Annotated in this window: 16 protein-coding genes; 7 read left to right on the forward strand and 9 right to left on the reverse strand. The window is 59.9% G+C overall.

Annotated elements, in window-relative coordinates; genetic code table 11:
* Positions 1–31: 31 nt before the first annotated feature.
* Together NK667_RS01405 and NK667_RS01410 are read right to left on the reverse strand one after the other, a co-directional pair.
* Positions 32–1,651, reverse strand: a complete 1,620-nt coding sequence (locus tag NK667_RS01405) for an FMN-binding glutamate synthase family protein (RefSeq protein WP_054613647.1) — start codon at positions 1,649–1,651, stop codon at positions 32–34.
* A gap of 177 nt (positions 1,652–1,828) precedes the next feature.
* The gene (locus tag NK667_RS01410) at positions 1,829–2,629 is read right to left on the reverse strand and encodes a helix-turn-helix transcriptional regulator (RefSeq protein WP_054045282.1); all 801 of its coding nucleotides are present in this window, start codon (positions 2,627–2,629) and stop codon (positions 1,829–1,831) included.
* A 127-nt stretch (positions 2,630–2,756) separates the two neighbouring features.
* Between NK667_RS01410 and NK667_RS01415 the strand changes: the two genes are divergently transcribed.
* Together NK667_RS01415 and NK667_RS01420 are read left to right on the forward strand one after the other, a co-directional pair.
* Complete coding sequence (locus NK667_RS01415; RefSeq protein WP_054045280.1) at positions 2,757–3,578, forward strand: carbon-nitrogen hydrolase family protein; 822 nt, start codon at positions 2,757–2,759, stop codon at positions 3,576–3,578.
* Between the two features lie 210 nt (positions 3,579–3,788).
* A complete protein-coding gene (locus NK667_RS01420; protein ID WP_054613648.1) occupies positions 3,789–5,114 on the forward strand; it encodes an APC family permease in 1,326 nt (441 codons plus the stop codon).
* Between the two features lie 111 nt (positions 5,115–5,225).
* Here NK667_RS01420 and NK667_RS01425 read toward each other — a convergent pair whose 3' ends face one another.
* The 6 genes from NK667_RS01425 to NK667_RS01450 form a co-directional block, all read right to left on the reverse strand.
* Positions 5,226–5,696 carry a DUF4234 domain-containing protein gene (locus NK667_RS01425; RefSeq protein WP_054613649.1) on the reverse strand — a complete coding sequence of 157 codons (471 nt, stop codon included), beginning with the start codon at positions 5,694–5,696 and terminating at the stop codon, positions 5,226–5,228.
* Positions 5,697–5,880: 184 nt separating this feature from the next.
* Positions 5,881–7,287 carry an ATP-binding protein gene (locus NK667_RS01430; RefSeq protein WP_054613650.1) on the reverse strand — a complete coding sequence of 469 codons (1,407 nt, stop codon included), beginning with the start codon at positions 7,285–7,287 and terminating at the stop codon, positions 5,881–5,883.
* Complete coding sequence (locus tag NK667_RS01435) at positions 7,284–9,095, reverse strand: DAHL domain-containing protein (protein ID WP_054613651.1); 1,812 nt, start codon at positions 9,093–9,095, stop codon at positions 7,284–7,286. The genes NK667_RS01430 and NK667_RS01435 overlap by 4 nt, the downstream gene beginning before the upstream one ends.
* Positions 9,092–10,051: a cytochrome-c peroxidase gene (locus NK667_RS01440; protein WP_054045273.1), complete on the reverse strand. Its 960-nt coding sequence runs from the start codon at positions 10,049–10,051 to the stop codon at positions 9,092–9,094. Before NK667_RS01440 ends, NK667_RS01435 begins: the two co-directional genes overlap by 4 nt.
* Positions 10,052–10,095: 44 nt before the next feature.
* Positions 10,096–11,970 carry a putative bifunctional diguanylate cyclase/phosphodiesterase gene (locus tag NK667_RS01445; RefSeq protein WP_054045270.1) on the reverse strand — a complete coding sequence of 625 codons (1,875 nt, stop codon included), beginning with the start codon at positions 11,968–11,970 and terminating at the stop codon, positions 10,096–10,098.
* Positions 11,967–14,273: an EAL domain-containing protein gene (locus NK667_RS01450; protein ID WP_054613652.1), complete on the reverse strand. Its 2,307-nt coding sequence runs from the start codon at positions 14,271–14,273 to the stop codon at positions 11,967–11,969. The genes NK667_RS01445 and NK667_RS01450 overlap by 4 nt, the downstream gene beginning before the upstream one ends.
* Positions 14,274–14,531: 258 nt before the next feature.
* Here NK667_RS01450 and nosR point away from each other — a divergent pair, with 258 nt between their 5' ends.
* The 4 genes from nosR (at position 14,532) to NK667_RS01470 (ending at position 17,671) form a co-directional block, all read left to right on the forward strand.
* Positions 14,532–15,893 (forward strand): response regulator c-di-GMP phosphodiesterase, NosR family, encoded by a 1,362-nt coding sequence (gene nosR, locus NK667_RS01455; protein ID WP_054045266.1) that lies wholly within the window; start codon positions 14,532–14,534, stop codon positions 15,891–15,893.
* A gap of 191 nt (positions 15,894–16,084) precedes the next feature.
* Complete coding sequence (locus NK667_RS01460) at positions 16,085–16,507, forward strand: NUDIX hydrolase (protein ID WP_054613653.1); 423 nt, start codon at positions 16,085–16,087, stop codon at positions 16,505–16,507.
* Positions 16,508–16,532: 25 nt separating this feature from the next.
* Complete coding sequence (locus NK667_RS01465; RefSeq protein WP_054045262.1) at positions 16,533–17,171, forward strand: LysE family translocator; 639 nt, start codon at positions 16,533–16,535, stop codon at positions 17,169–17,171.
* 2 nt (positions 17,172–17,173) lie between these two features.
* Positions 17,174–17,671 (forward strand): GNAT family N-acetyltransferase, encoded by a 498-nt coding sequence (locus NK667_RS01470; protein ID WP_054045261.1) that lies wholly within the window; start codon positions 17,174–17,176, stop codon positions 17,669–17,671.
* Between the two features lie 122 nt (positions 17,672–17,793).
* Here NK667_RS01470 and metR read toward each other — a convergent pair whose 3' ends face one another.
* Complete coding sequence (metR, locus tag NK667_RS01475; protein ID WP_054613654.1) at positions 17,794–18,711, reverse strand: transcriptional regulator MetR; 918 nt, start codon at positions 18,709–18,711, stop codon at positions 17,794–17,796.
* Positions 18,712–18,830: 119 nt separating this feature from the next.
* Between metR and metE the strand changes: the two genes are divergently transcribed.
* On the forward strand, positions 18,831–21,143 hold the full coding sequence (metE, locus tag NK667_RS01480) for a 5-methyltetrahydropteroyltriglutamate--homocysteine S-methyltransferase (protein ID WP_054613655.1): 2,313 nt from the start codon (positions 18,831–18,833) through the stop codon (positions 21,141–21,143).
* Positions 21,144–21,184: the final 41 nt, after the last annotated feature.

The raw sequence follows: 21,184 nt of genomic DNA on the forward strand, positions 1-21,184 counted from the left end.
GGTGTCCGTGCGGCTGGCGCCCAAACATTCTTTATGCCGCCGCTATCTCACCCGGCTCAAAACTATCCGCCCGCGCCATCTGCCACATCCGCGAATAAAACTCGCCGTTCACTTCCCCGGTCAACAACTCCCCCGGCTTCAAGAACACATGCAACTGCGAGAACAACTTGATCTCGGTCGCCGACATGCGCCGTACCAGATGCTTGGCCGACAATTGCGAAGGATGATCCAACCCGGCAGCGGCCAGCATTTCGGCCAAAGCCTTCAAGGTATTGCGATGGAAGTTGAACACGCGCTGAGCCTTGTCCGGCACCACCAGCGCACGCTGGCGCAAGACGTCCTGGGTCGCAACGCCGGTCGGGCATTTGTTGGTGTGGCAGCTTTGCGACTGGATGCAGCCGATCGCGAACATGAAGCCGCGCGCCGAGTTGGCCCAGTCGGCGCCGATGGCCAGTACGCTGGCTATGTCGAAGGCGCTGACAATTTTGCCGCTGGCGCCGAGTTTGATCTTGTCGCGCAGGTTCAGGCCGACCAGGGTGTTGTGCACGAACAGCAAGCCTTCGCGCATCGGCACGCCGATGTGGTCGGTGAATTCCACGGGCGCCGCGCCGGTCCCGCCTTCCTTGCCGTCGACAACGATGAAGTCCGGGAGGATGCCGGTTTCCAGCATGGCCTTGGCGATGCCCATGAATTCCCATGGGTGACCGAGGCAGAACTTGAAGCCCACCGGTTTGCCGCCGGACAGTTCGCGCAGTTGCTGGATGAACTGCATCAGTTCGATCGGTGTGGAAAACGCGCTGTGGCGTGACGGCGAGATGCAGTCTTCGCCCATCATGATGCCGCGGGTTTCGGCGATTTCCTTGGTGACCTTGTGCTTGGGCAAAATCCCGCCGTGGCCCGGTTTTGCGCCCTGACTCATCTTGATTTCGATCATCCGCACTTGCGGCGTCTGCGCCTGGGCGGCGAAGCGTTCCGGGTCGAAACGGCCGTCGGCGGTGCGGCAACCGAAGTAGCCGCTGCCAAGTTCCCAGGTCAGGTCGCCGCCGTTTTCCCGGTGATAGGCGCTGATGCTGCCTTCACCGGTGTCGTGGGCGAAATTGCCGAGCTTGGCGCCCTGGTTCAACGCGCGAATCGCGTTGGCGCTGAGCGAGCCGAAGCTCATGGCCGAGATGTTGAACACCGATGCCGAGTACGGCTGGGTGCACTGCGGGCCGCCGACCATGACGCGAAAACCGCTCGGGTCGCTCAACGGCGCCGGACGCATGGAGTGGCCGATGAATTCGAAGCCCGACTGATACACATCGATCAGCGTGCCGAACGGTTTATCGGCGCTTTCATTCTTGGCCCGGGAATAGACCAGCGAGCGCTGGGCCCGGGAGAAGGGCAGGGCGTCGCTGTCGGATTCGAGCAGGTACTGGCGGATTTCCGGGCGAATGCCTTCCACCAGATAACGAATGTTGCCGAGGATCGGGTAGTTGCGACGCACGGCGTGAGGGCTTTGCAGCAGGTCGAATATGCCGATCAGGCTGAGAATGCCGGTGACAGCGGTGATCGGCCAGAGCCAGTCGTGTTGCAGGAAGGGCAGGCTGGCGAGGGTGAATATCACGCAAGCGGCAAAGAAGGCGTAGCGGCTCAAGAGTGACAGGCTCATACGGTTTCCTTGGGTTCGGACTCGGTTATGTGCAACACAGTGAACTGTGGGGACACTGATATCCCTGTAGGAGCGGGCTTGCTCGCGAAGAGGCCATCACATTCAACATTGATGTTGTCTGACACACCGCTTTCGCGAGCAAGCCCGCTCCCACAGAAAAGCCCCCTCACTGGGCAGTCAGGCATTTTGTGCCTGGAGAAAAATTGAAAACAGCTCCTGCTGGGATTTGATCCCCAGTTTGCTGTACATGTGTTTCTTATGGACTTTCACGGTTTCTACGGAGATTTCCAGCTTACGGGCGATTTCTTTACTGGAGCAACCGCTGAGCATCAAGCGTCCGACATCCAGTTCCCGAGCGGTTAACTGCGCGCCTTTGAGTTGCTGCACCGACGCTTCCAGCTGGACCCGCCAATCAGGCTGCGGTGGGGCGGGGGCCAGGGCCACGACTTCGTTGATTTCATACGGCAGGCGCTGGCGCAACAGACCCAGGACCCACGGCTGGATCAGCGACAGCAAGGCGATCTGCTGGCCACTGAAACGCTGCTTGCTGCCCAGCGACAGGCACAGCGTGCGGTCGCCTTCGAGCTGGCAATTGAACTGGATTTCATCGGCCACCACATTCAGACGAAAGTAGCGCTGGTAATACTCGGTCAGCTCGAAGTGTTCGGGCGCAACTTCCGACAGGCGATAGAGCCCGGTGCGCGACTGTTCGCGGCAGGCGATGTAGAACGGGTCGAGCAGGTACAGACCGCGCAGGTAATCCTGGAACAACTGGTCGGGGCTGCCATCCTCGCCAGGGCATTCGGCGAACACCTGCGGGTGCTGGTCGGCGCTGAACAGCAGCACCACCCAGCTATCGAAATCCACGTATTGATCGAGCAACCGCACGAGCTGCGTCCAGAAATTCGGCTTGTCGAGGGCGTCGATCAGTTGCCCCACCGAGCGGTGCCAGGCGATGTCATCCAGCGAAAGTGTCATGCGTCTACCCCTATCGGGTTACCCCGGCCGCGTAATTCCCTGGCCGGTTGCTTGCTGCGCATACTGGCGCACAGACACCGACCGGGCAATCTTTCTGCAACCCCGGCGCACATAACAAGGAATACCCATGAAGGTCGAACTCGCCCAATTGGCGGGCCGTGACAACGACACGGCTTACAACCTCGAACGCGCCCTGGCCGCGATTGCCGCCAGCGCCGCCGATACGCAACTGATCATGTTCCCGGAAGGCCACTTGATGGGCTTCCCCTCGGAAGAATCCGTGGCCCAGGTCGCCGAGCCGCTGGACGGCCCGACCGTCAGCGCGGTGATCGCCGCCGCCCGTGCACGCAATATCGCCGTGGTGGTCGGCATGGCCGAGAACGACAACGGTCGTTTCTACAACACCACGCTGCTGATTACCCCTGAAGGCATTGCCCTGCGCTATCGCAAGACGCATTTGTGGGCGTCGGATCGCGGGGTCTACGAGCCCGGCGACCGTTATGCCACGTGCCTGTGGAACGGGGTGCGGGTCGGTCTGTTGATTTGCTACGACATCGAATTCCCCGAGACTGCCCGCGCCCTGGCGCAACTGGGCGCCGAAGTGCTGATCGTCACCAACGGCAACATGGACCCGTACGGCCCGACCCACCGCACCGCGATCATGGCCCGCGCCCAGGAAAACCAGGCGTTCGCGCTGATGGTCAACCGGGTGGAAGCGGGCGATGGCGGCTTGTTGTTTGCTGGCGGCAGTGCGCTGGTGGATCCGCTGGGCACTCTGCTGTTCGAAGCCGGGCGCGAGGAGGGGCAGTTCGCGGTTGAGCTGGACCTGAATCAGCTGGCGGCAGCGCGGCAGGATTATCGGTACCTGGATGACCAGCGGCTGAAGTTGCCGGGGGAGATTGTTGAGCATGCCAATGGACTGCGGGAGTTACTGATTCCCAGGAACTGATCCGGTTTTTGTGTCGATCGGGCTGGCGCCTTCGCGAGCAAGCCCGCTCCCACATTTGAAATGCATTCCCCTGTGGGAGCGGGCTTGCTCGCGAAGAGGCCCTCCCAGACGACACACCTGTTTCGATCGACCAAGAACAACAACGCAACACCCGTAATTTGCGCCGAACTCGGCTCTGCCATAAATCTAATAAATTCGGAGTAGTCGCTCATGGCTCGTTTACAACGCACCCTGTCATTGGGTTCGGTGGTGCTGTTCGGCATCGCCTACATGACGCCGATCATTGTGCTCGGCACCTTTGGCATCCTCGCTCAATCCACCGCCGGCATGGTCCCGGCCGCTTACCTGGCGGCGCTGGTGGCGATGTTCTTCACCGCCATGAGCTACGGGCGCATGGCCGCCGCGTTCCCGGTCGCCGGTTCGGCCTACAGCTATGTGCGCAAAGCCATCAGCCCAAAACTCGGGTTCATCGCCGGTTGGGCAGTGCTGCTCGACTACCTGTTCCTGCCGATGGCGATCTGGCTGATCGGCGCGGCCTACCTCAACTCCGCCTTCCCGGCGGTGCCGCAGTGGATCTGGGTGCTGGCGTTCATCGGCATCACCAGTGCGATCAACATCGTCGGCCTGAAACTGGCCAACGGCATCAACGCCTTGCTGATGCTCGTGCAGTTCCTGGTGCTGATCGCCTTCGTCGCGCTGTGCATCCACTACATCGGTGGCGACGCGAGCACGCCGCTGTGGACGGTCAAACCGTTCTTTAACGGCGACATGCAAATGCCGCTGATCATGAGCGGCGCGGCCATCGCCTGTTACTCGTTCCTTGGCTTCGACGCGGTCAGCACCCTGACCGAAGAAACCCGCGACCCGCGCCGCACCATTCCACGGGCGATCATGCTGATCACCCTGATCGGTGGATTGATTTTCGTCGGCGTGTCGTACTTCGTGCAGATTGCGCATCCGTCGTTCCAGTTCGACAACGTCGACTCGGCGGCCTACGAAATTGCGCGCAACATCGGCGGTGATCTATTTGTGTCGATCTTCCTGATCGGGCTGATCGTCGGCCAGTTCGCTTCGGGCCTGTCGGCCCAGGCCAGCGGTTCGCGGTTACTGTTCGCCATGGGCCGCGACGGCGTGTTGCCGAAGTCGTTCTTCGGCACCTTGCATGAGAAATTCGGCACGCCGGTCAACAGCATCCTGCTGTGCGCGGTGGTGGCTTTGCTAGCGCTGAAACTCGACGTGACCACCTCGACTTCGTTCATCAACTTCGGCGCCTTCCTGGCCTTCAGCCTGGTGAACCTGTCGGTGATCTTTCATTACTGGATCGCCGGCGAGAAGAAAGGCCCGCGTGAACTGGTGCTGTTTCTGGTGTTCCCGTTCATTGGCCTGGCGGCGGATCTGTGGCTGATGGTCAGCCTCGATCACCTGGCGATTTACCTGGGCCTGAGCTGGCTGGCGATTGGCGTGGTGTACCTGGCGATACTGACCGGCGGATTCCGTCGTCAGCCGCCGGAGATGGATTTCCAGGAAGCCACCTAACCTCGCATAACCCTGTAGGAGCGAAGCTTGCTCGCGAAGGCGGTGTGTAAGTCACTAATAATGGCGACTGACACACCGCTTTCGCGAGCAAGCTTCGCTCCTACAGGTGTTTCAGGCTTGAGTGGTTTTTTCGACCGACTGCATTTTTTCGTGGCTTTTTTGTTTGGCATTGGGCAAGTCGTTGATGCAGTAATTGACGTAATAAATCGTAAAAAGCAGGGTGTATACCCCCTTCATTCGCAACTCGAACTTATGTTCCATCAGCGTGTAGGCACGCAACGCGTTGCGTGCGCGAAATGCCCAGACAATCCCAAGGATGGTCGAAGTGAGCAGCATCATCCCACCTAATGGCACTACGTACGGATTTGCCGAGTTCAGGAAAAGGCCCCCCAGTCCCATCAACGCCAGGTAGCAGATGAAATACCGGGAACTCATGGTTTTGATCTTGGTGACCTCCTCCAGAAAAGCGTTGGTTTTATACATCCAGACAATGCAGTAAAGGCTGGACGTAATCAGGCCCAACAGGAAGAGGTGAAGGGTTTTAAGGTTGTTTCTGTCTTTAAGTGCGGAGATGTCGGACATGCCGGTTTTCCAATAGAGGTTAAGTTATATGGCCACCGCAGACTGCGGTGCCACGCAAACTATCAAACCCCTGCGTAGGACATTTCCGTAACTGTAAGCGGTTAATTCTTCTTATTACTCTTCGCCGTTCCCCCGGAGCTGGAGTTCCAAGGTTCCACACAGTGATGCCCTTACCAGTGGCGGTTCAACTCGCCAACTTGGTCTGATGCACTGGCAACTCAACCCTGAACGTAGTACCGGTCCCGACGACGCTGCGCACCGAAATATCCCCGTGATGTTTTTTCACGATCCCGTATGACAGTGACAACCCCAACCCCGTGCCTTGGCCAATCGGTTTGGTGGTGAAGAACGGGTCGAAGATTTTCTGCAACGTCTGCGGCTCAATGCCCGAGCCCGTGTCCGCCACCTCGATCCACACTGTCTCGCCCTCAAGCCCAGTGCTCAACGTGATGGTGCCGCGTTCCGTGCCGATGGCCTGGGAGGCGTTGACGATCAGGTTCATGATCACCTGGTTGATTTGCGAGGGCAGGCATTCGATTTCCGGCAGCACCTGATATTGCTTCACCACATCGGCCTTGTACTTGAGTTCGTTGGCGACGATGTTCAGGGTCGATTCGATGCCCTGTTGCAGATTGGCCCACTGCCATTCCTGGTTGGAATCCACCCGGGAGAAGTCTTTCAAGTCCTTGACGATCTGCCCGACGCGGTTGATGCCGTCCTTGGACTCCTTGATCAGCAGCGGAATGTCCTCGCGCAGGAATTCCAGCTCGACTCGCTCGCGCAGCACATTCAGCCGGTCGATCACCTCGGGTGAGGTAATCGACGCTTCGGCGCCCCGATAGGCGTCGAGCATTTCCTGCAACTGCTTGAAGTAGCCGTCGAGGCAGCCGAGGTTGGAGGAAATGAACCCGATGGGGTTATTGATTTCATGGGCGACACCCGCCGCCAGTTGCCCCAGCGATGCGAGTTTCTCCGACTGCACCAATTGCGATTCAAGCTGTTTGCGCTCGTCGATTTCCCGTTGCAGCTCGACGCTGGCTTCCTTGAACTGCCGGGTCCGGCGTTCGACCATTTGCCCCAGATGATCCACCTGCACACTGGCCCGCTCGGTCATGTCCCATTTGGTCAGCAGGGTATTGGCCATCTGCTGGACTTCGATGTTGTCGAACGGTTTTTTCAGGATCAGCAACCGGTCGTGGGCCTGCAAACGGTCCAGCAGTTCATCCCACGAATAATCGGAGTAAGCGGTACACACCACCACTTGCAGGCGCGGGTCTTCCTGCCAGAGGTGTTCGATGGTCTGCGCGCCGTCCCAACCGTCGGGCATGCGCATGTCGACGAAGGCCATGGCGTAAGGGCGCTGTTCTTTCATGGCGAATTTGAGTTTGCCCAGGCCTTCCTGACCGCCGAACGCCGAGTCCAGTTCGAACAGTGCGCTGGCGGATTTCGCTTCAGCGCCGAACAGCGCGGCTTCCATCTCGTCCAGTTCCACGTGTTGCGGCGGTGCAGGGGTGAGGATCTTGCGGAAATCCACGTGAATGGAGGGCGTGTCATCGATCAACAAAATGCGTCGATTCGAAGGGTTGCTCATGCGTCACCTGCTACGGTTTTCAGGGGGATCTGCAACGTGAATAGTGCACCTTTGCCCGGTCCGTCGCTGTGGGCGGTGAGGTGGCCGTTCATCTCGATGGCGGCCAGGGCGCAGCTGTGCAGGCCGAAACCGTGGCCTTCCTTGCGGGTGGTAAAACCGTGGGCAAAGATTCGCGTCATGTTTTCCGCGGGGATGCCTTCACCGTCATCCTTGACGCTGACTTGCAGAATGCTCTCGTCGACGATTTTCACTCCGAGGGTCATCTGGCGTGGACGGTCGCTGAGATCGGACATGGCGTATTTGGCGTTGCTGATCAGGTTGATCAGGATCAGCAGCAAGCGGTGCTTATCGCCCATGACCCGAGGTACTTCGGTGTACTCCTTGACCACCGTGACATGGTGCCGGGTCAGGGCGCCGGAGTTCATGCGCAGGGCGTCCTCCAGCAGTTCGCTGATCTGCACCGGCTCCATCAGGCTGTTGGCGCCTGCGTAGGATTGCTGGGTCGCGACGATGTCCTTGATGTGGTCCACGCTTTTGGTCAGTTGCGCCAGTTCGTCGGTCATGCCCTGTTGTTCGAGAGCGATGGCGTCCACCAGTTGATTGAGGTAGCCGGGCAGCAATTTGCCTTTGGGGTCGTCGCTCAGAAAACTGCCCAGGTCCGCAGGATGTTCGTTGATCAACTGCATCGCCTTGCCCAGCCCCAAGGCTTTGCTGCCGCGCAGTTTGCGGGTCACCAGATCGGCGGAGATGTTCACGCTGTTGAGCACGTTGCCGACGTTGTGCAACACGTTGGTGGCGATCTCGGCCATGCCGGCCTGGCGTGCCGTGTCGAGCAGTTCGCTCTGGGTGTCCTTGAGTTCCCGGGTGCGTTCTTCGACCCGCAGCTCCAGGTCATCATTGGCGGTTTGCAGCGCTTTGTTGACGCGACTGATCTCGGTGAAGCTGCGCATCAACCGGATCGCCAGGTACACCAGCACCAGGACCAGCAGCACGGAAAACACCAGCATGTAGAAATGGTAGCGCTGATAAATCGCGTCGGACTGCTGCTGATCCTGGTTCAGCAGGCTGGTGATGTCGTCCAGGCGCTGGGCCACCGGGATGGCTTCAATGTTTTCCAGCAGGCGATTGACGATCGGTTGCTCGCGCAGGATCAGCGCAATGTGGTTGCTCAGGATATCGATGGGGCTATGGAACGCCTCCGGCAGCCGGGTTTTATTGACCCCCATTTTGTTCAGGCCCACCAGGATGTCGGCAGCCTTGTCATCCGAGGTGACCTGGGCGAATTCCAGGGCGCTGAGCAGCAAGTCGTAGGTGTCGGTGGCGATGTTCTGCAGTTGTTGCTGGTCGCCACCTTCCACTTCGGTCAGGGGTTGCTGGATGTCGTCCTCGGCGGTGGGCAAGAACGCCAGTGAGTTGCGCAGCACCGCGTTGTGGGACTTGAACTGTTCCACCAGGCGGGTCTTTTCCTGGAAAGCGGCGAGGTACGCGTCATGACTGGTGTTCCAGGCGGGTGAGTCGTTGCGGCCGTGGTTCGATTCCATGCTGTCGAACCGCTGCCACAGCTCGGTCATTTCGGTGAGGGGCGAGACCAGCGGATCGTAGTTGTGACTGATCGCGACCCGGGCCTTGAGAATCTCGGTTTCCCACTGCGCGTTGAGTTGTTTCATCCGCGCAATCAAGTCCCGGGATTCGGTGTAGGTCGCGGTCTGGTCGGAGCTGGATTTGAGGTACAGGAACAGCAGGATCGAGGCCAGGGCGAGGGCCACCAGGCTGAGCAGCGCCAGGCTGCGACGTCGGGACATTTTCATAATGGCTTGCCCTCCCATTCACCAGTCAGGGTTTTGAGAAACAGGATAATCAGGTGCTGGTCATCGTCCGAGGGCACACGGCCAAGCTGAAACTTGAACATCACGTCCACCGCCTCCTCGAGGGTTTTCGCCGAGGCGTCGTGGAAGTACGGCGCGGTCACGGCGACGTTACGCAGGCTCGGGACCTTGAACACGTTGCGGTCCTCTTCATCCTTGGTCACCAGGTAGCGTCCCAGGTCGCTTTCGACGGGGTTGCCCCGGGCCTTGAAGTAATCCCCCATGACCCCGAATTTCTGGAACATGTTGCCGCCGATGTTCACCCCTTGATGGCAGGTAATGCAGCCGTAGTCCTTGAAGCGTTGATAACCGTACTTTTCATCGAGGCTGAGAATGTCGGTATTGCCTTGCAGGTACTGATCGAAGCGCGAGTTGCTGCTGAGCAGCGTGCGCTCGTAGCTGGCCAGGGCATTTTGCACATTGTTCATGCTGACGCCGTCCGCGTAAGCCTTGGCGAATGCGGCTTTATAGGTCGCGTCGGTGCTCAGCGTCTGCACCACGTGTTCCCAGTTGCTGCCCATTTCGCTGGGGCTCTGCACCACATCGTGGACCTGGGTTTCCAGGGTGTCGGCCCGTCCATTCCAGAACTGCCGGAAGTTCAACGAGGCGTTGAACACGCTGGGGGTATTGATGGCCACTGGTTGGCCGTTGAAGCCGATGGAGAACGGTTTGTTGTCGGCGCCGCCGCTTGCCAGTCGATGGCAATCGGCGCACGACAGGCTGTTGCTGACCGACAAACGTGGCTCATTGAATAACTGGCGACCGAGTTCAACCCGCAAGGGATTCTGCTGCGGCACGGCGGGTAACGGTTTGAGCGGTTCGTCCAGCGGTGCGCCGACGGCGGTCAGGCAGATCGCCAACGCAAACACCGCAAGGGCAAAGGCAGGTTTAGGCGACATCGGGTGATTCCTTGGCGGTTGGCCTGCGTGTCGTTGCGTACTGCTCATGCCTGGGCTGAAGGCAGGGGTTTTACCGACATCAGATAATGTGCGAACGCATCCGGCGCCACGGCTTTGCTGAAGTAATAACCCTGGCCTTCCTCGCAGTGGTGGGCCTTGAGGAAATCCAGTTGTTCAAGGGTTTCGATGCCTTCGGCGATGACTGTCAGCTTGAGGCTCTTGCCCAGGCTGATAATCGCGCTGACCAGCGCAGCATCGCTGCTGTCCCGGCTCAAGCCGCGAATGAATGACTGGTCGATTTTCAGCACATCGATGGGAAACCTGCGCAGGTAACTCAGGCTGGAATAACCCGTGCCGAAGTCATCGATTGCCAGGCGCACGCCCAAGGCCTTGATCCGGTTCAGGGCGGTCACGGTAGCATCGACGTTCTGCATCAATACGCCTTCGGTGATCTCCAGCTCCAGCAGCGTCGGTTCCATGCCGGTCTGCTTGAGAATCAGTTCGATGCTCTCGACAAAGTCGCGCTGGCGAAAGTCGATGGCCGAGACGTTGACCGAGATGCAGATATCCGGCAGCCCGGCGGTTTTCCAGATGCACGCCTGACGACAGGCCTGTGCCATCACCCATTTGGTCAACGGCACAATCAAGCCGCTGTCTTCGGCGACCGCGATGAAATCCGAGGGATAGACCCAACCTTGTCCGGGTTTTTTCCAGCGGATCAACGCCTCGGCGCCGACCACCTGGCCATTGCTCAAGTCCAGCTTCGGTTGGTAGTGCAGAACAAATTCGTTGCGCTCCAGGGCCAGGCGAATACCCGACTCAATGCTCTGCTGCTCCCGGGCGCGCTGGTTCATTTCATCGATGAAAAAGCTGAAATCGTTGGGGCCGTTTTCCTTGACGTTGCGCATCGCGGTTTCGGCTTTCTTGATCAGCACGATGGCGTCGAGGCCGTCCTCGGGATAGATGCTGATCCCCAGGCTGGCGGTCACGCTCAGGTCGTGGCCGGCAATGTGTTGCGGCGCGCGGATGGCATTCAAGAGTTTTTCGGCGATGCCCTTGGTCTGTTGCGGGTGACGGATATCGGCGAGGATCACCACGAACTCGTCGGAGCCATAACGAAACACCGAGTCGGATTCGCGCACCGTGGCCACCAGGCTTTGCCCGACGCGTTTGAGCATTTCGTCGCCGGCCGGATGTCCCAGCGCATTGTTGATGCGCTTGAAGCGGTCCAGCCCGAGAAACATCACCGCCAGTTGTTTGTCGTGGCGCCGGGACAAGGCCAGCGACTGGTTGAGGCGATCGCCGAGCAAGGTGCTGTTGGGCAACTCGGTGAGAATGTCGTATTGCAGCAAGTGCGAGACCTTGAGCAACTCATGCACCCGTGCCTCGATGGTCTGCTCGAGGCTCAGCACTTTCATCGCCGCGTCCTGGGCCATCTGCCATTTCCAGGTCAGGGCACTGGCCATCTGGCGGATTTCCAGGCTGTCGAACGGTTTTTTCAGCACCAGCAACTGATCGCCGAATTCCAGTCGTTCGGCCATGGCTTCCCAGCTGTAATCCGAATACGCGGTGCACAGGGCGATTTGCAGGCTGGGGTCGGCCTTCCACAACTCTTCAATAGTCTCCAGCCCGTCCCAGCCCGGCGGCATGCGCATGTCGGTGAACGCCAGGGCATACGGGCGACCTTCGGCCCGGGCGCGCTTGACCAGTTCCAGGGCTTCCCGGCCCTGGTACGCAGAGTCGAGCTCAAAGGTCAGCCGGTCCGGTTGCTGGGTGCCGAACAACGCTTCTTCGGTGCCTGCCAGGGACTGTTCCGCTTCCGCGTCGGGGTCGAGAATTTTGCGGAAGTCCAGATGGATCGACGGCGTGTCGTCAATGATAAGGATGCGCCGGTTGGTCCGCACGAAGGGGGTCTTCATCCGTTTTCCTCCGTGGAACGCGGCGGGCTACCCAGGCTTGGGTCATTTTCGCCTGCCGGGGGCACGATGCTCCCGGCCTTCAGCAGTTCGGCGGCTTGTTGGCTGCTGACCGCTTTACTGAAAAAATACCCTTGGGCATTCATCGGCGAACCTGTGGCCATCAGCGAACTGCGTTGCTCTTGGGTTTCGACACCTTCGGCAATGATTCCGATCCCTACGTCACGGGCGAAATTAATAATGGCGCGCAAGGTGTTCGCGCTCGCCGGATCCTGCGCGGCGGTATCGATGAAAGCCTGGGCGAGTTTCAGGTGATTGACCTGATAGGTCTTGAGGTAATCGAATGAAGAATATTCAGTGCCGAAATCATCGATGGCGATCTTCACCCCTAGCTCCCGCAGGCGCGGCAGCACATCGTTGTGGGTCCATTTGGTCTGTGCCAGGGTCGCCTCGGTGACGTCAAAACGCAGGTCCCAGGGGCACAGTTCCCAGCGCGCGGTAGTGCGCAGCACGTCATAGATCAGTTCGGGGCCGCTCTTGAGCTGGGCCAGGGACAGCTTGATCGCAATCACCGGCGGCGCCATGCCTTCGTCGCGCCACTGGCGCATCTGCCGACAGGCTTGGTCCAGCACCCAGTGACCAAGGGCGACGATGGTCCCGGTTTTTTCCGCCGCCGGCAGGAACGCCGGGCCTTCAAGCACGCCACGGGTAGGGTGGTTCCAGGTGACCTGGGCTTCCATGCCGAGGATCTTGCCGGTGCTCAGGTCCACTTCCGGCCAGTAATGCAGTTCGAGTTCTTCATGTTCGATGGCGGATTTCAGGTCGCTGGCGATGGTCATGCGCTCGACCACTTCCTGATTGATCTCCTCGGAATGGAAATGGTACTGGTTGCGGCCCTGCTCCTTGGAGCGATAGAGCGCCATGTCGGCCTGGGTCAGCAGGGCGTCGGCGCTGAGGATGTCCGGGGTGCAACTGCTGATGCCGATACTCACCGAGGCCCGTACATCGTTGCCGCCCAGGGAGTAGGGCAGCACCAGCGAATCGCGAACCTTGGCCGCCAGTGCCGCAGATTGGGTCGGGTCGCTGACATCCAGCTGCAAAATGGCGAATTCGTCACCACCGAGGCGCGCGACCACATCGTTTTCACGTACGCAGGCTTTGATCCGCCGGGCGACTTCCTGCAGCAACTGGTCGCCCACCGGGTGGCCGAGGGTGTCGTTGATGCGTTTGAAGTGATCCAGGTCCAGGTAAAAAATCGCGAACGCGTTGGCGCCACGCCGATTGGCCGCGTACGCCTGGTGCAGCCGTTCGATCAGGGTGGCGCGGTTGGCCAGCCCGGTCAGCCCGTCGGTGCGGGCCAGCAGGGCGATTTTCTCTTCAGCCAGCCTGCGTTCGGTGATGTCGAGGATGATGCCTTCGACTTCCAGCAACCGGCCTTCGGCGTCACGCACCGGGATGTAGCGGTTTTCGACCCAGCGCCAAGCGCCGTCGCCGGTGCGCATACGGAACTCGATGGACGCGCCCTCGGCATGCCGGTCCAGCACGCGTTCCATGGCGTCGTCGACTTTGGACAGATCGTCCGGGTGAATCAGCTCTTTGGACCAATTGGCCGACGCCACCAGTTTGGCTGCGGTGTGCCCGTATTTGGTGATGTTGTGGGAGATGTACATCAGCGGGAACGACGGTTCGCCGCGCAGGCGATACAGAATCGTCGGGCTGTTCTGCACGATGATGTTGGCGTCGGACAGTTCCCGGGTGCGTTCTTCCACGGCTTGTTCGAGCAGGGACATCTTCAGCGCTGCGTCTTCGGTCATCTGCCATTTGGCGGTGAGCGCACTGGCCATCTGACGAATTTCGATGGCATCGAAGGGTTTTTTCAGGATCAGCAGGCGATCACCCAGCTCCAGGCGTTCGTCGATGTCTTCCCACGAATAGTCGGAATAAGCCGTGCACAGCGCGACTTGCAGCTTGGGATCGACCTGCCACAGCCGTTCGATGGTTTCCAGCCCGTCCCAGCCTGGCGGCATGCGCATGTCGATGAAGGCCATGGCGTAGGGCATGTCGTTGGCCAGCGCCGTCTCGACCTTGTTCAGCGCTTCCAGGCCCTGAAAAGCCGATTCAAGGGTAAAGCTTTGCAAAGTAATAGCTGCCGTCGATCCGAAAAGGGCTCGTTCGGTGCTGTCCAGATCGTCGTCCTCGATAGTCTGAGGGCTGAGGATCTTCGCAAAATCCTGATGGATCGAGGCAGTATCGTCGACGATGAGGATGCGCCGGTTCGTCCGTGCAAGCAGCGCATTCATAGGCATCCGCCCGGGGCGACAGCGATTCGAAACGGTCTGTTCATAGGGGCATCCTTTCCCTGATCACCTGGCCGAACGGTCACAGAATGTGGATCCGAGTGACCTGAGCATAGCCCCCTTGTCTGGAGTTCGCTCGGGTGTGTGGAATGAATGAGTTGCCGGCAATGTCTGAAAATCATCTAGCCTGTAGATCAGGCTCCGGCAAGAGTGGACGTTTGTCGTCGCCTGCCACAACGTTGGACACGTTTCACTCGAGGTGACGCCATGGAAGAGCAACTCCCTACGACTTTGACCGATAAACCCAAGGTGTTGCTGGTCGACGACGAGGAATCAATCCTCAGCAGCCTGCGTCGTCTGTTGCGCGGCCAGCCCTACGACGTACTGTTGGCCACCAGCGGGGCCCAAGCCCTGGAAATCATGGCGCAACAGCCCATCGATCTGGTGATGAGCGACGCACGCATGCCCAATATGGATGGCGCCACGTTGTTGGCCCATATCCATCAGCTCTACCCGACGACCACGCGCATCCTGCTGACGGGGTACGCAGACCTGCCGACGATCATCAAGGCGATCAACGACGGGCAGATCCACCGTTACATCAGCAAACCCTGGAATGACGAAGAACTGCAGCTGACCTTGCGCCAAGCCCTGGAGCATCATCATTCCGAGCTGGAACGCCGGCGCCTGGTGCAATTGACCCGCCAGCAGAACGACCAGTTGAAAACCCTTAATACGACCCTGGAAAAACACGTCGCGGCGCGCACCTCCGAGTTGCAACAGACCGCCGACATGCTCGACCTGGCGTATGAGGAGCTCAAACACAGTTACGTCACCGGCACCGAAGTGTTCTCGTTGCTGGCCAACCTGCGCCTGCCGCCGGCCAAGCAGACCAACCGCCAGATCATCGAACTGGTGCGGGTGTACTGCAAACTTCACGGCCTGGACGAGGGCACCAGCCGCGACCTGACCATGGCCGCCGCGCTGTACAACATCGGCAAGTTGAGCTGGACCGACAGCATGATGATCACGCCGTCGGACATGCTGCATCACATTGATCGCGACCGCTATCGCGAGTATCCGAAGCAGAGCGAGTCGCTGCTGATGACCCTCGACCCTATGAAGGACGCCGCCCGCCTGATCCTGCACCACCAGGAACGCTGGGACGGCAGCGGTTTCCCGGACCGGCTCAAGGGCGAGGCGATTCCGTTTGGTTCGCGGTTGCTGAAACTGGCGGTGGATTTCATCGAATTGCAGCGCGGGCTGATCCTCGAACGGCAAATGAACAGCGACGAAGCGCTGGTGTATATCCGCAACTACGCCGGGCGGCTCTACGATCCCGAGCTGGTCGAGGATTTCATTCAGGTGTGCGCCGCGTACCTCAGCGATGTGACCCTGGCCGACCCGTCGGTCAAAGTGCTGACCACTCGTGACCTGGCGCCGGGCATGATCCTGGCGCGCAACCTCAACGCCGACAACGGCATGCTGCTGCTCAATGCCGGCAAGGTGTTGAACGCACCGTTGGTGGACAAGCTGATTGCGTTTGAAACCATGGAAGGGGCGAAATACAGCGTGTTTGTGAAAGTCCCCGAGGAAGTGGAAGCGCTGCTGGAGCGCGCAACCTCATAGCCGCTGCGGCACCGCTTTCATATCAAACACCGAACCTGTGGCGAGGGAGCTTGCTCCCGCTGGACTGCGCAGCAGTCCCCGCTTTTTTGGGGCCGCTTCGCAGCCCAGCGGGAGCAAGCTCCCTCGCCACAGGCAAGCCTGGCTCCTACAGGTTATTCTTATGGCCTTTTGACTAAGGCCAACTTCGATCCATGTCTACTTCCCCCCGCATCATCCACATCGCCGCCGCCCTGTTGATCGGCCCCGACGGCCGCACTCTGCTGGTCCGCAAACGCGGCACCGAAGCCTTCATGCAACCCGGCGGCAAGATCGAAGCCCATGAGCAACCGGTCCACGCCCTGGCCCGCGAACTGGAAGAAGAACTGGGCCTGGTCATCGACCTGACGCAAGCCACGTTTCTGGGCCAGTTCTCGGCACCGGCCGCCAACGAACCGGGTTTTGTCGTCCAGGCCGAACTGTTTCTGCTGAACATCGACGCAAACGTCACCCCGGCGGCGGAGATCGAAGAAGTACGCTGGATCGACCCGGCCACTAACGGCCATCTCACGCTGGCGCCATTGACACGGGACGTGATCCTGCCGTTTTATCGAGCCTCGCTGACCGCGATCGCCTGATCAACACCGGACCAAGGACTGCCCCATGATTCCGCTTCAAGACTTGCTGATCTTCGCCGCCGCCGCGTTGCTGATGGTACTGACGCCGGGGCCGAACATGATCTACCTGATCTCCCGTTCGATCTGCCAGGGGCGTAAAGCCGGGGTGACCTCGTTGCTCGGCGTGGTGGCGGGATTTTTCGTGCATCTGTTCGCCGCCGCCGCTGGTTTGACTGCGGTGTTCCTGGCGGTGCCGATGGCGTATGAAGTGTTGAAATGGGCCGGCGCGCTGTACTTGGTGTGGCTGGCCTGGCAAGCGGTCAAACCCGGCGCGCGCTCACCGTTCGAAGCACAGCAGTTGCCGCCGGACTCGTCGCGCAAACTGATCACCATGGGTTTTCTCACCAGCGCCTTGAACCCGAAGATTGCGGTGTTCTACCTGTCGGTGTTTCCGCAGTTCATCAGTCCGGAACATGGTTCGGTGTTTACCCAGAGCATCATCCTCGGCCTGACCCAGATCAGCGTGAGTTTTTGCGTCAATCTGCTGATTGCGCTGTTCGCTGCCGGCATTGCGTCGTGGTTCGTCAGCAACCCGACCTGGCTGGCGGTGCAACGCTACTTCATGGGTTTCGTGCTGTCGGCCTTGGCGGTGCGGCTGATGCTTGAACAGCGCAAGGCGGCGTGACCATGTGGATCGAACGCCTGGATGCCAGCCATGCCCTGGACTATCGGGAACTGATGCTCGAAGCCTACGACCGGCATCCGCAAGCCTTCACCTCCAGCGTGCGCGAACGTGCCGCGATGCCGCTGGGCTGGTGGGAATCACGATTGACCAGCAAGCTCGATGTAGTGTTCGGCGGATTCGTGGAGGGCAAGTTGTCGGGCATCGTCGGCCTGGCCTTCGAACCCCGGGAAAAGGCTCGGCATAAGGCGACGCTGTTTGGCATGTACGTGTCTGGTCAGGTTCGTCAGTGCGGACTCGGTTTTGAATTGGTCCAGGCAGCGCTGACGGAAGCGCAAAACCATCCGGGGCTGAAACTGATTCAGCTGACAGTTACGGCTGGCAATGACGCAGCGTTCAAGCTGTATCAGCGCTGCGGTTTCATCCAGTTCGGCCTGGAGCCTTTGGCCGTGCGGGTCGGCGAAGACTACTTCGACAAAATCCACATGTGGCGCGAGATCTAAGGGGCGCTGAGATCCCCTGTGGGAGCGGGCTTGCTCGCGAAGGCGGTGTGTCAGCTACACAAATGTCGACTGACACTCCCTCTTCGCGAGCAAGCCCGCTCCCACAGTTGATTGCATTCCAATCAACGGACCGCGCTAACCCCGTCTAGGGTGGAGAACGACGTGTCTTTCGCCGTCAGCAAGAAATCGCGCATGTACGGCGCATCCAGCATGTCCGCACGAATCCCCGCATACAACGTCGCAAACAATCCTTTCTCGCCCAGCCGCTTGGCCTTCACATAACCCCGTGAGCTGTATTCATGCAGCGCCCAATGCGGCATGCCGCACACACCGCGTCCGCTGGCCACGAGTTGCATCATCATCACCGTCAGTTCCGAAGTGCGGACCTGAGCCGGTTCGACGTCGGCGGGTTCCAGAAAACGCGTGAAGATGTCCAGCCGATCACGCTCCACCGGGTAGGTGATCAAGGTTTCCGTGAGCAGATCTTCCGGCACGATGTAGGCCTTGCTTGCCAACCGGTGCTGATTGGCCACCGCGAGCATCGCTTCGTAGGTGAACAACGGCACGTAGGTGATCCCGGCCAGTTCCAGCGGATCGGAAGTCACCACCAGATCCAGATCGCCCCGGGCCAGGGCAGGCAGCGGGGCGAACGAGAAGCCCGAGGCCAGGTCGAGCTCGACTTCCGGCCAGGCATCGCGGAACTGGTCGATGGTCGGCATCAGCCACTGAAAGCAGCTGTGACACTCGATCGCCATGTGCAAACGCCCGGCAGTGCCGCCGGCCAGCCGCGCGATATCGCGTTCGGCGCCACGCAGCAGCGGCAGGGTGGCGTCGGCCAGTTGCAGCAGACGCAAACCGGCACTGGTGAAACGCACCGGTTTGGTCTTGCGCACAAACAACGGCATGCCCATGCGTTCTTCCAGTTCTTTGAACTGGTGGGACAGGGCCGACTGCGTCAGGTGCAGGCGGTCGGCCGCATCCACCAGGCTATCGGCTTCGCGCAAGGCATGCAGGGTCTTCAGGTGACGGATTTCAAGCACCGGGGGCTCCATGAGGAAAACTTGTGATCAACACGAAAAGGTTGAGTTTGTCTCATGTTGGGTTGGCTGTCGACAATAGGCCCACGTTTTTACAACATCTTTAAAGGGAGAAATTCACCATGGCTCTGGCCCACACACTTGGTTTCCCGCGCATCGGCGCTGACCGCGAATTGAAAAAAGCCCTCGAATCCTACTGGAAGGGCGATCTCGATCAGGACGCTTTGAAAGCCGTTGGCCGCCAGTTGCGCGCCACCCATTGGCAATTGCAGAAAGACGCCGGCATCGATTTGCTGCCGGTGGGCGACTTTGCCTGGTACGACCAGGTGCTCAGCCATTCCCTGGCTTTCGGCGTAGTGCCCGAGCGTTTCGACAGCACCCTCGATGCCAGCGGCCAGCCGACCCTCGACACCCTGTTCGCCATGGCTCGCGGCGCCACTACCGCTTGCTGCGGCGGCGAACACAGCCAGTTGCAATACGCCCAGGAATTGACCAAGTGGTTCGACACCAACTACCACTACCTGGTCCCGGAATTCAGCGCTGACCAGCAGTTCAAACTGAGCTGGGAACAGCTGTTCGACGAAGTTGCCGAAGCCAAGGCCCTGGGCCACAACGTCAAACCGGTGATCATCGGCCCGTTGACCTATCTGTGGCTGGGCAAAGCCAAAGGCAACGACTTTGACAAACTCGAATTGCTCGAACGCCTGCTGCCGGTCTACAACGAAATCCTCGGTCGCCTCGCCGAGCAAGGCGTGGAATGGGTGCAGATCGACGAACCGATCCTGACCCTCGACCTGCCGCAAGCCTGGAAAAGTGCTTTCGAACGCGCTTACCACATCCTTCAATATTCGCCGCTGAAAAAACTTGTGGCGACCTACTTCAGCGGCCTGGAAGACAACCTCGGCCTGGCCGTCAGCCTGCCGGTGCAAGGTTTGCACATCGACGCCGTGCGCGCGCCGGATCAACTCGGCCAAGTGCTGGATCGCCTGCCAACCTACAAGATTCTCTCGGTCGGCCTGGTCAACGGGCGCAACGTCTGGCGCTGCGAACTGGAACAAGTGCTGGCGCAACTGCAACCGGCGCAAGAACGTTTTGGCGACAACCTGTGGGTCAGCAGTTCCTGCTCGTTGCTGCACAGCCCGGTGGATCTGGAGCGCGAAGACAAGCTCGACCCGGAACTGAAATCCTGGCTGGCGTTCGCCGTGCAGAAGTGCGGTGAAATCGCCGTGCTGCGTGATGCCCTCAACGACCCGCAAGCGTCCAAGGTGCAGGCCGCACTGGCCGAAAGCCGCGCGATCCAGGCCAGTCGTGCGCAGTCGCCACGTATCCATAAAGCCGAAGTTCAGGCCCGGATCAACGCTATCGGCGCGAAAGACAGCCAACGTCATTCGCCGTTCGCCAAACGCATCGAACAACAGCGCGCACGCCTGGAACTGCCGACGTTCCCGACCACCACCATCGGCTCGTTTCCGCAGACCGGCTCGATTCGTCTGGCGCGTCAGGCGTTCAAACAAGGCAAGCTGTCGGCCAACGATTACACCGACGCCATGCACAGCGAAATCCGCCACGCGGTGCAAGTCCAGGAGCGTTTGGGTCTGGACGTACTGGTGCACGGTGAAGCCGAGCGCAACGACATGGTCGAGTACTTCGCCGAGCAACTGGACGGCTACCTGTTCACCCGTTTCGGCTGGGTGCAGAGCTACGGTTCGCGCTGCGTGAAACCGGCGATCATCTACGGCGACCTGAGCCGCCCGAACGCGATGACCGTCGACTGGATCACCTACGCGCAAAGCCTGACCGCCAAGGTCATGAAAGGCATGCTCACCGGTCCCGTGACCATGCTGATGTGGTCGTTCCCGCGCGAAGACGTGTCGCGCAAAATCCAGGCGCAGCAATTGGCATTGGCCCTGCGCGACGAAGTGGTCGACCTGGAAAACGCCGGCATCAAAATCGTGCAGATCGACGAAGCCGCGTTCCGCGAAGGTTTGCCGCTACGCCGCGCGCAATGGCAGGAATACCTCGACTGGGCGGTGGAAGCCTTCCGTCTCACAGCCTCCGGTGTGCGCGACGAAACCCAGATCCACACCCACATGTGCTACAGCGAATTCAACGACGTGATCAAATCCATCGCGGCCATGGACGCAGATGTGATCACCATCGAAACCTCGCGTTCGGACATGGAGTTGCTGGAAGCTTTCGAAGCCTTCGACTACCCGAACGACATCGGCCCGGGCGTGTATGACATCCACTCGCCACGGGTGCCGGACACCGCCGAAATGGTCAAGTTGATGAGCAAGGCTGTGAAACGCATTCCGGCTGAACGCTTGTGGGTCAACCCGGATTGCGGTTTGAAGACCCGCGCCTGGCCGGAAACCGAGGCGGCGCTGGTGAACATGGTGGCGGCGGCGCGGCAGTTGCGCAGTCAGCTCGCCTAAGCACGGATGCGGCAATAAAAAGCCCGCTGAACCGGTGACGG

The organism is Pseudomonas nunensis (assembly GCF_024296925.1).
GTDB classification, from domain to species: Bacteria; Pseudomonadota; Gammaproteobacteria; order Pseudomonadales; family Pseudomonadaceae; genus Aquipseudomonas; species Aquipseudomonas nunensis.

What these genes read in the sequence shown, in the direction of transcription:
- NK667_RS01435 (WP_054613651.1), bottom strand. Translation starts at nt 9,095, where the DNA reads ATGAAAATGTCCCGACGTCGCAGCCTGGCGCTGCTCAGCCTGGTGGCC.
- NK667_RS01420 (WP_054613648.1), top strand. Translation starts at nt 3,789, where the DNA reads ATGGCTCGTTTACAACGCACCCTGTCATTGGGTTCGGTGGTGCTGTTC.
- NK667_RS01440 (WP_054045273.1), bottom strand. Translation starts at nt 10,051, where the DNA reads ATGTCGCCTAAACCTGCCTTTGCCCTTGCGGTGTTTGCGTTGGCGATC.
- NK667_RS01465 (WP_054045262.1), top strand. Translation starts at nt 16,533, where the DNA reads ATGATTCCGCTTCAAGACTTGCTGATCTTCGCCGCCGCCGCGTTGCTG.
- NK667_RS01460 (WP_054613653.1), top strand. Translation starts at nt 16,085, where the DNA reads ATGTCTACTTCCCCCCGCATCATCCACATCGCCGCCGCCCTGTTGATC.
- metE (WP_054613655.1), top strand. Translation starts at nt 18,831, where the DNA reads ATGGCTCTGGCCCACACACTTGGTTTCCCGCGCATCGGCGCTGACCGC.
- NK667_RS01445 (WP_054045270.1), bottom strand. Translation starts at nt 11,970, where the DNA reads ATGAAGACCCCCTTCGTGCGGACCAACCGGCGCATCCTTATCATTGAC.
- NK667_RS01425 (WP_054613649.1), bottom strand. Translation starts at nt 5,696, where the DNA reads ATGTCCGACATCTCCGCACTTAAAGACAGAAACAACCTTAAAACCCTT.
- NK667_RS01415 (WP_054045280.1), top strand. Translation starts at nt 2,757, where the DNA reads ATGAAGGTCGAACTCGCCCAATTGGCGGGCCGTGACAACGACACGGCT.
- NK667_RS01405 (WP_054613647.1), bottom strand. Translation starts at nt 1,651, where the DNA reads ATGAGCCTGTCACTCTTGAGCCGCTACGCCTTCTTTGCCGCTTGCGTG.
- NK667_RS01430 (WP_054613650.1), bottom strand. Translation starts at nt 7,287, where the DNA reads ATGAGCAACCCTTCGAATCGACGCATTTTGTTGATCGATGACACGCCC.
- NK667_RS01410 (WP_054045282.1), bottom strand. Translation starts at nt 2,629, where the DNA reads ATGACACTTTCGCTGGATGACATCGCCTGGCACCGCTCGGTGGGGCAA.
- nosR (WP_054045266.1), top strand. Translation starts at nt 14,532, where the DNA reads ATGGAAGAGCAACTCCCTACGACTTTGACCGATAAACCCAAGGTGTTG.
- NK667_RS01470 (WP_054045261.1), top strand. Translation starts at nt 17,174, where the DNA reads ATGTGGATCGAACGCCTGGATGCCAGCCATGCCCTGGACTATCGGGAA.
- NK667_RS01450 (WP_054613652.1), bottom strand. Translation starts at nt 14,273, where the DNA reads ATGCCTATGAATGCGCTGCTTGCACGGACGAACCGGCGCATCCTCATC.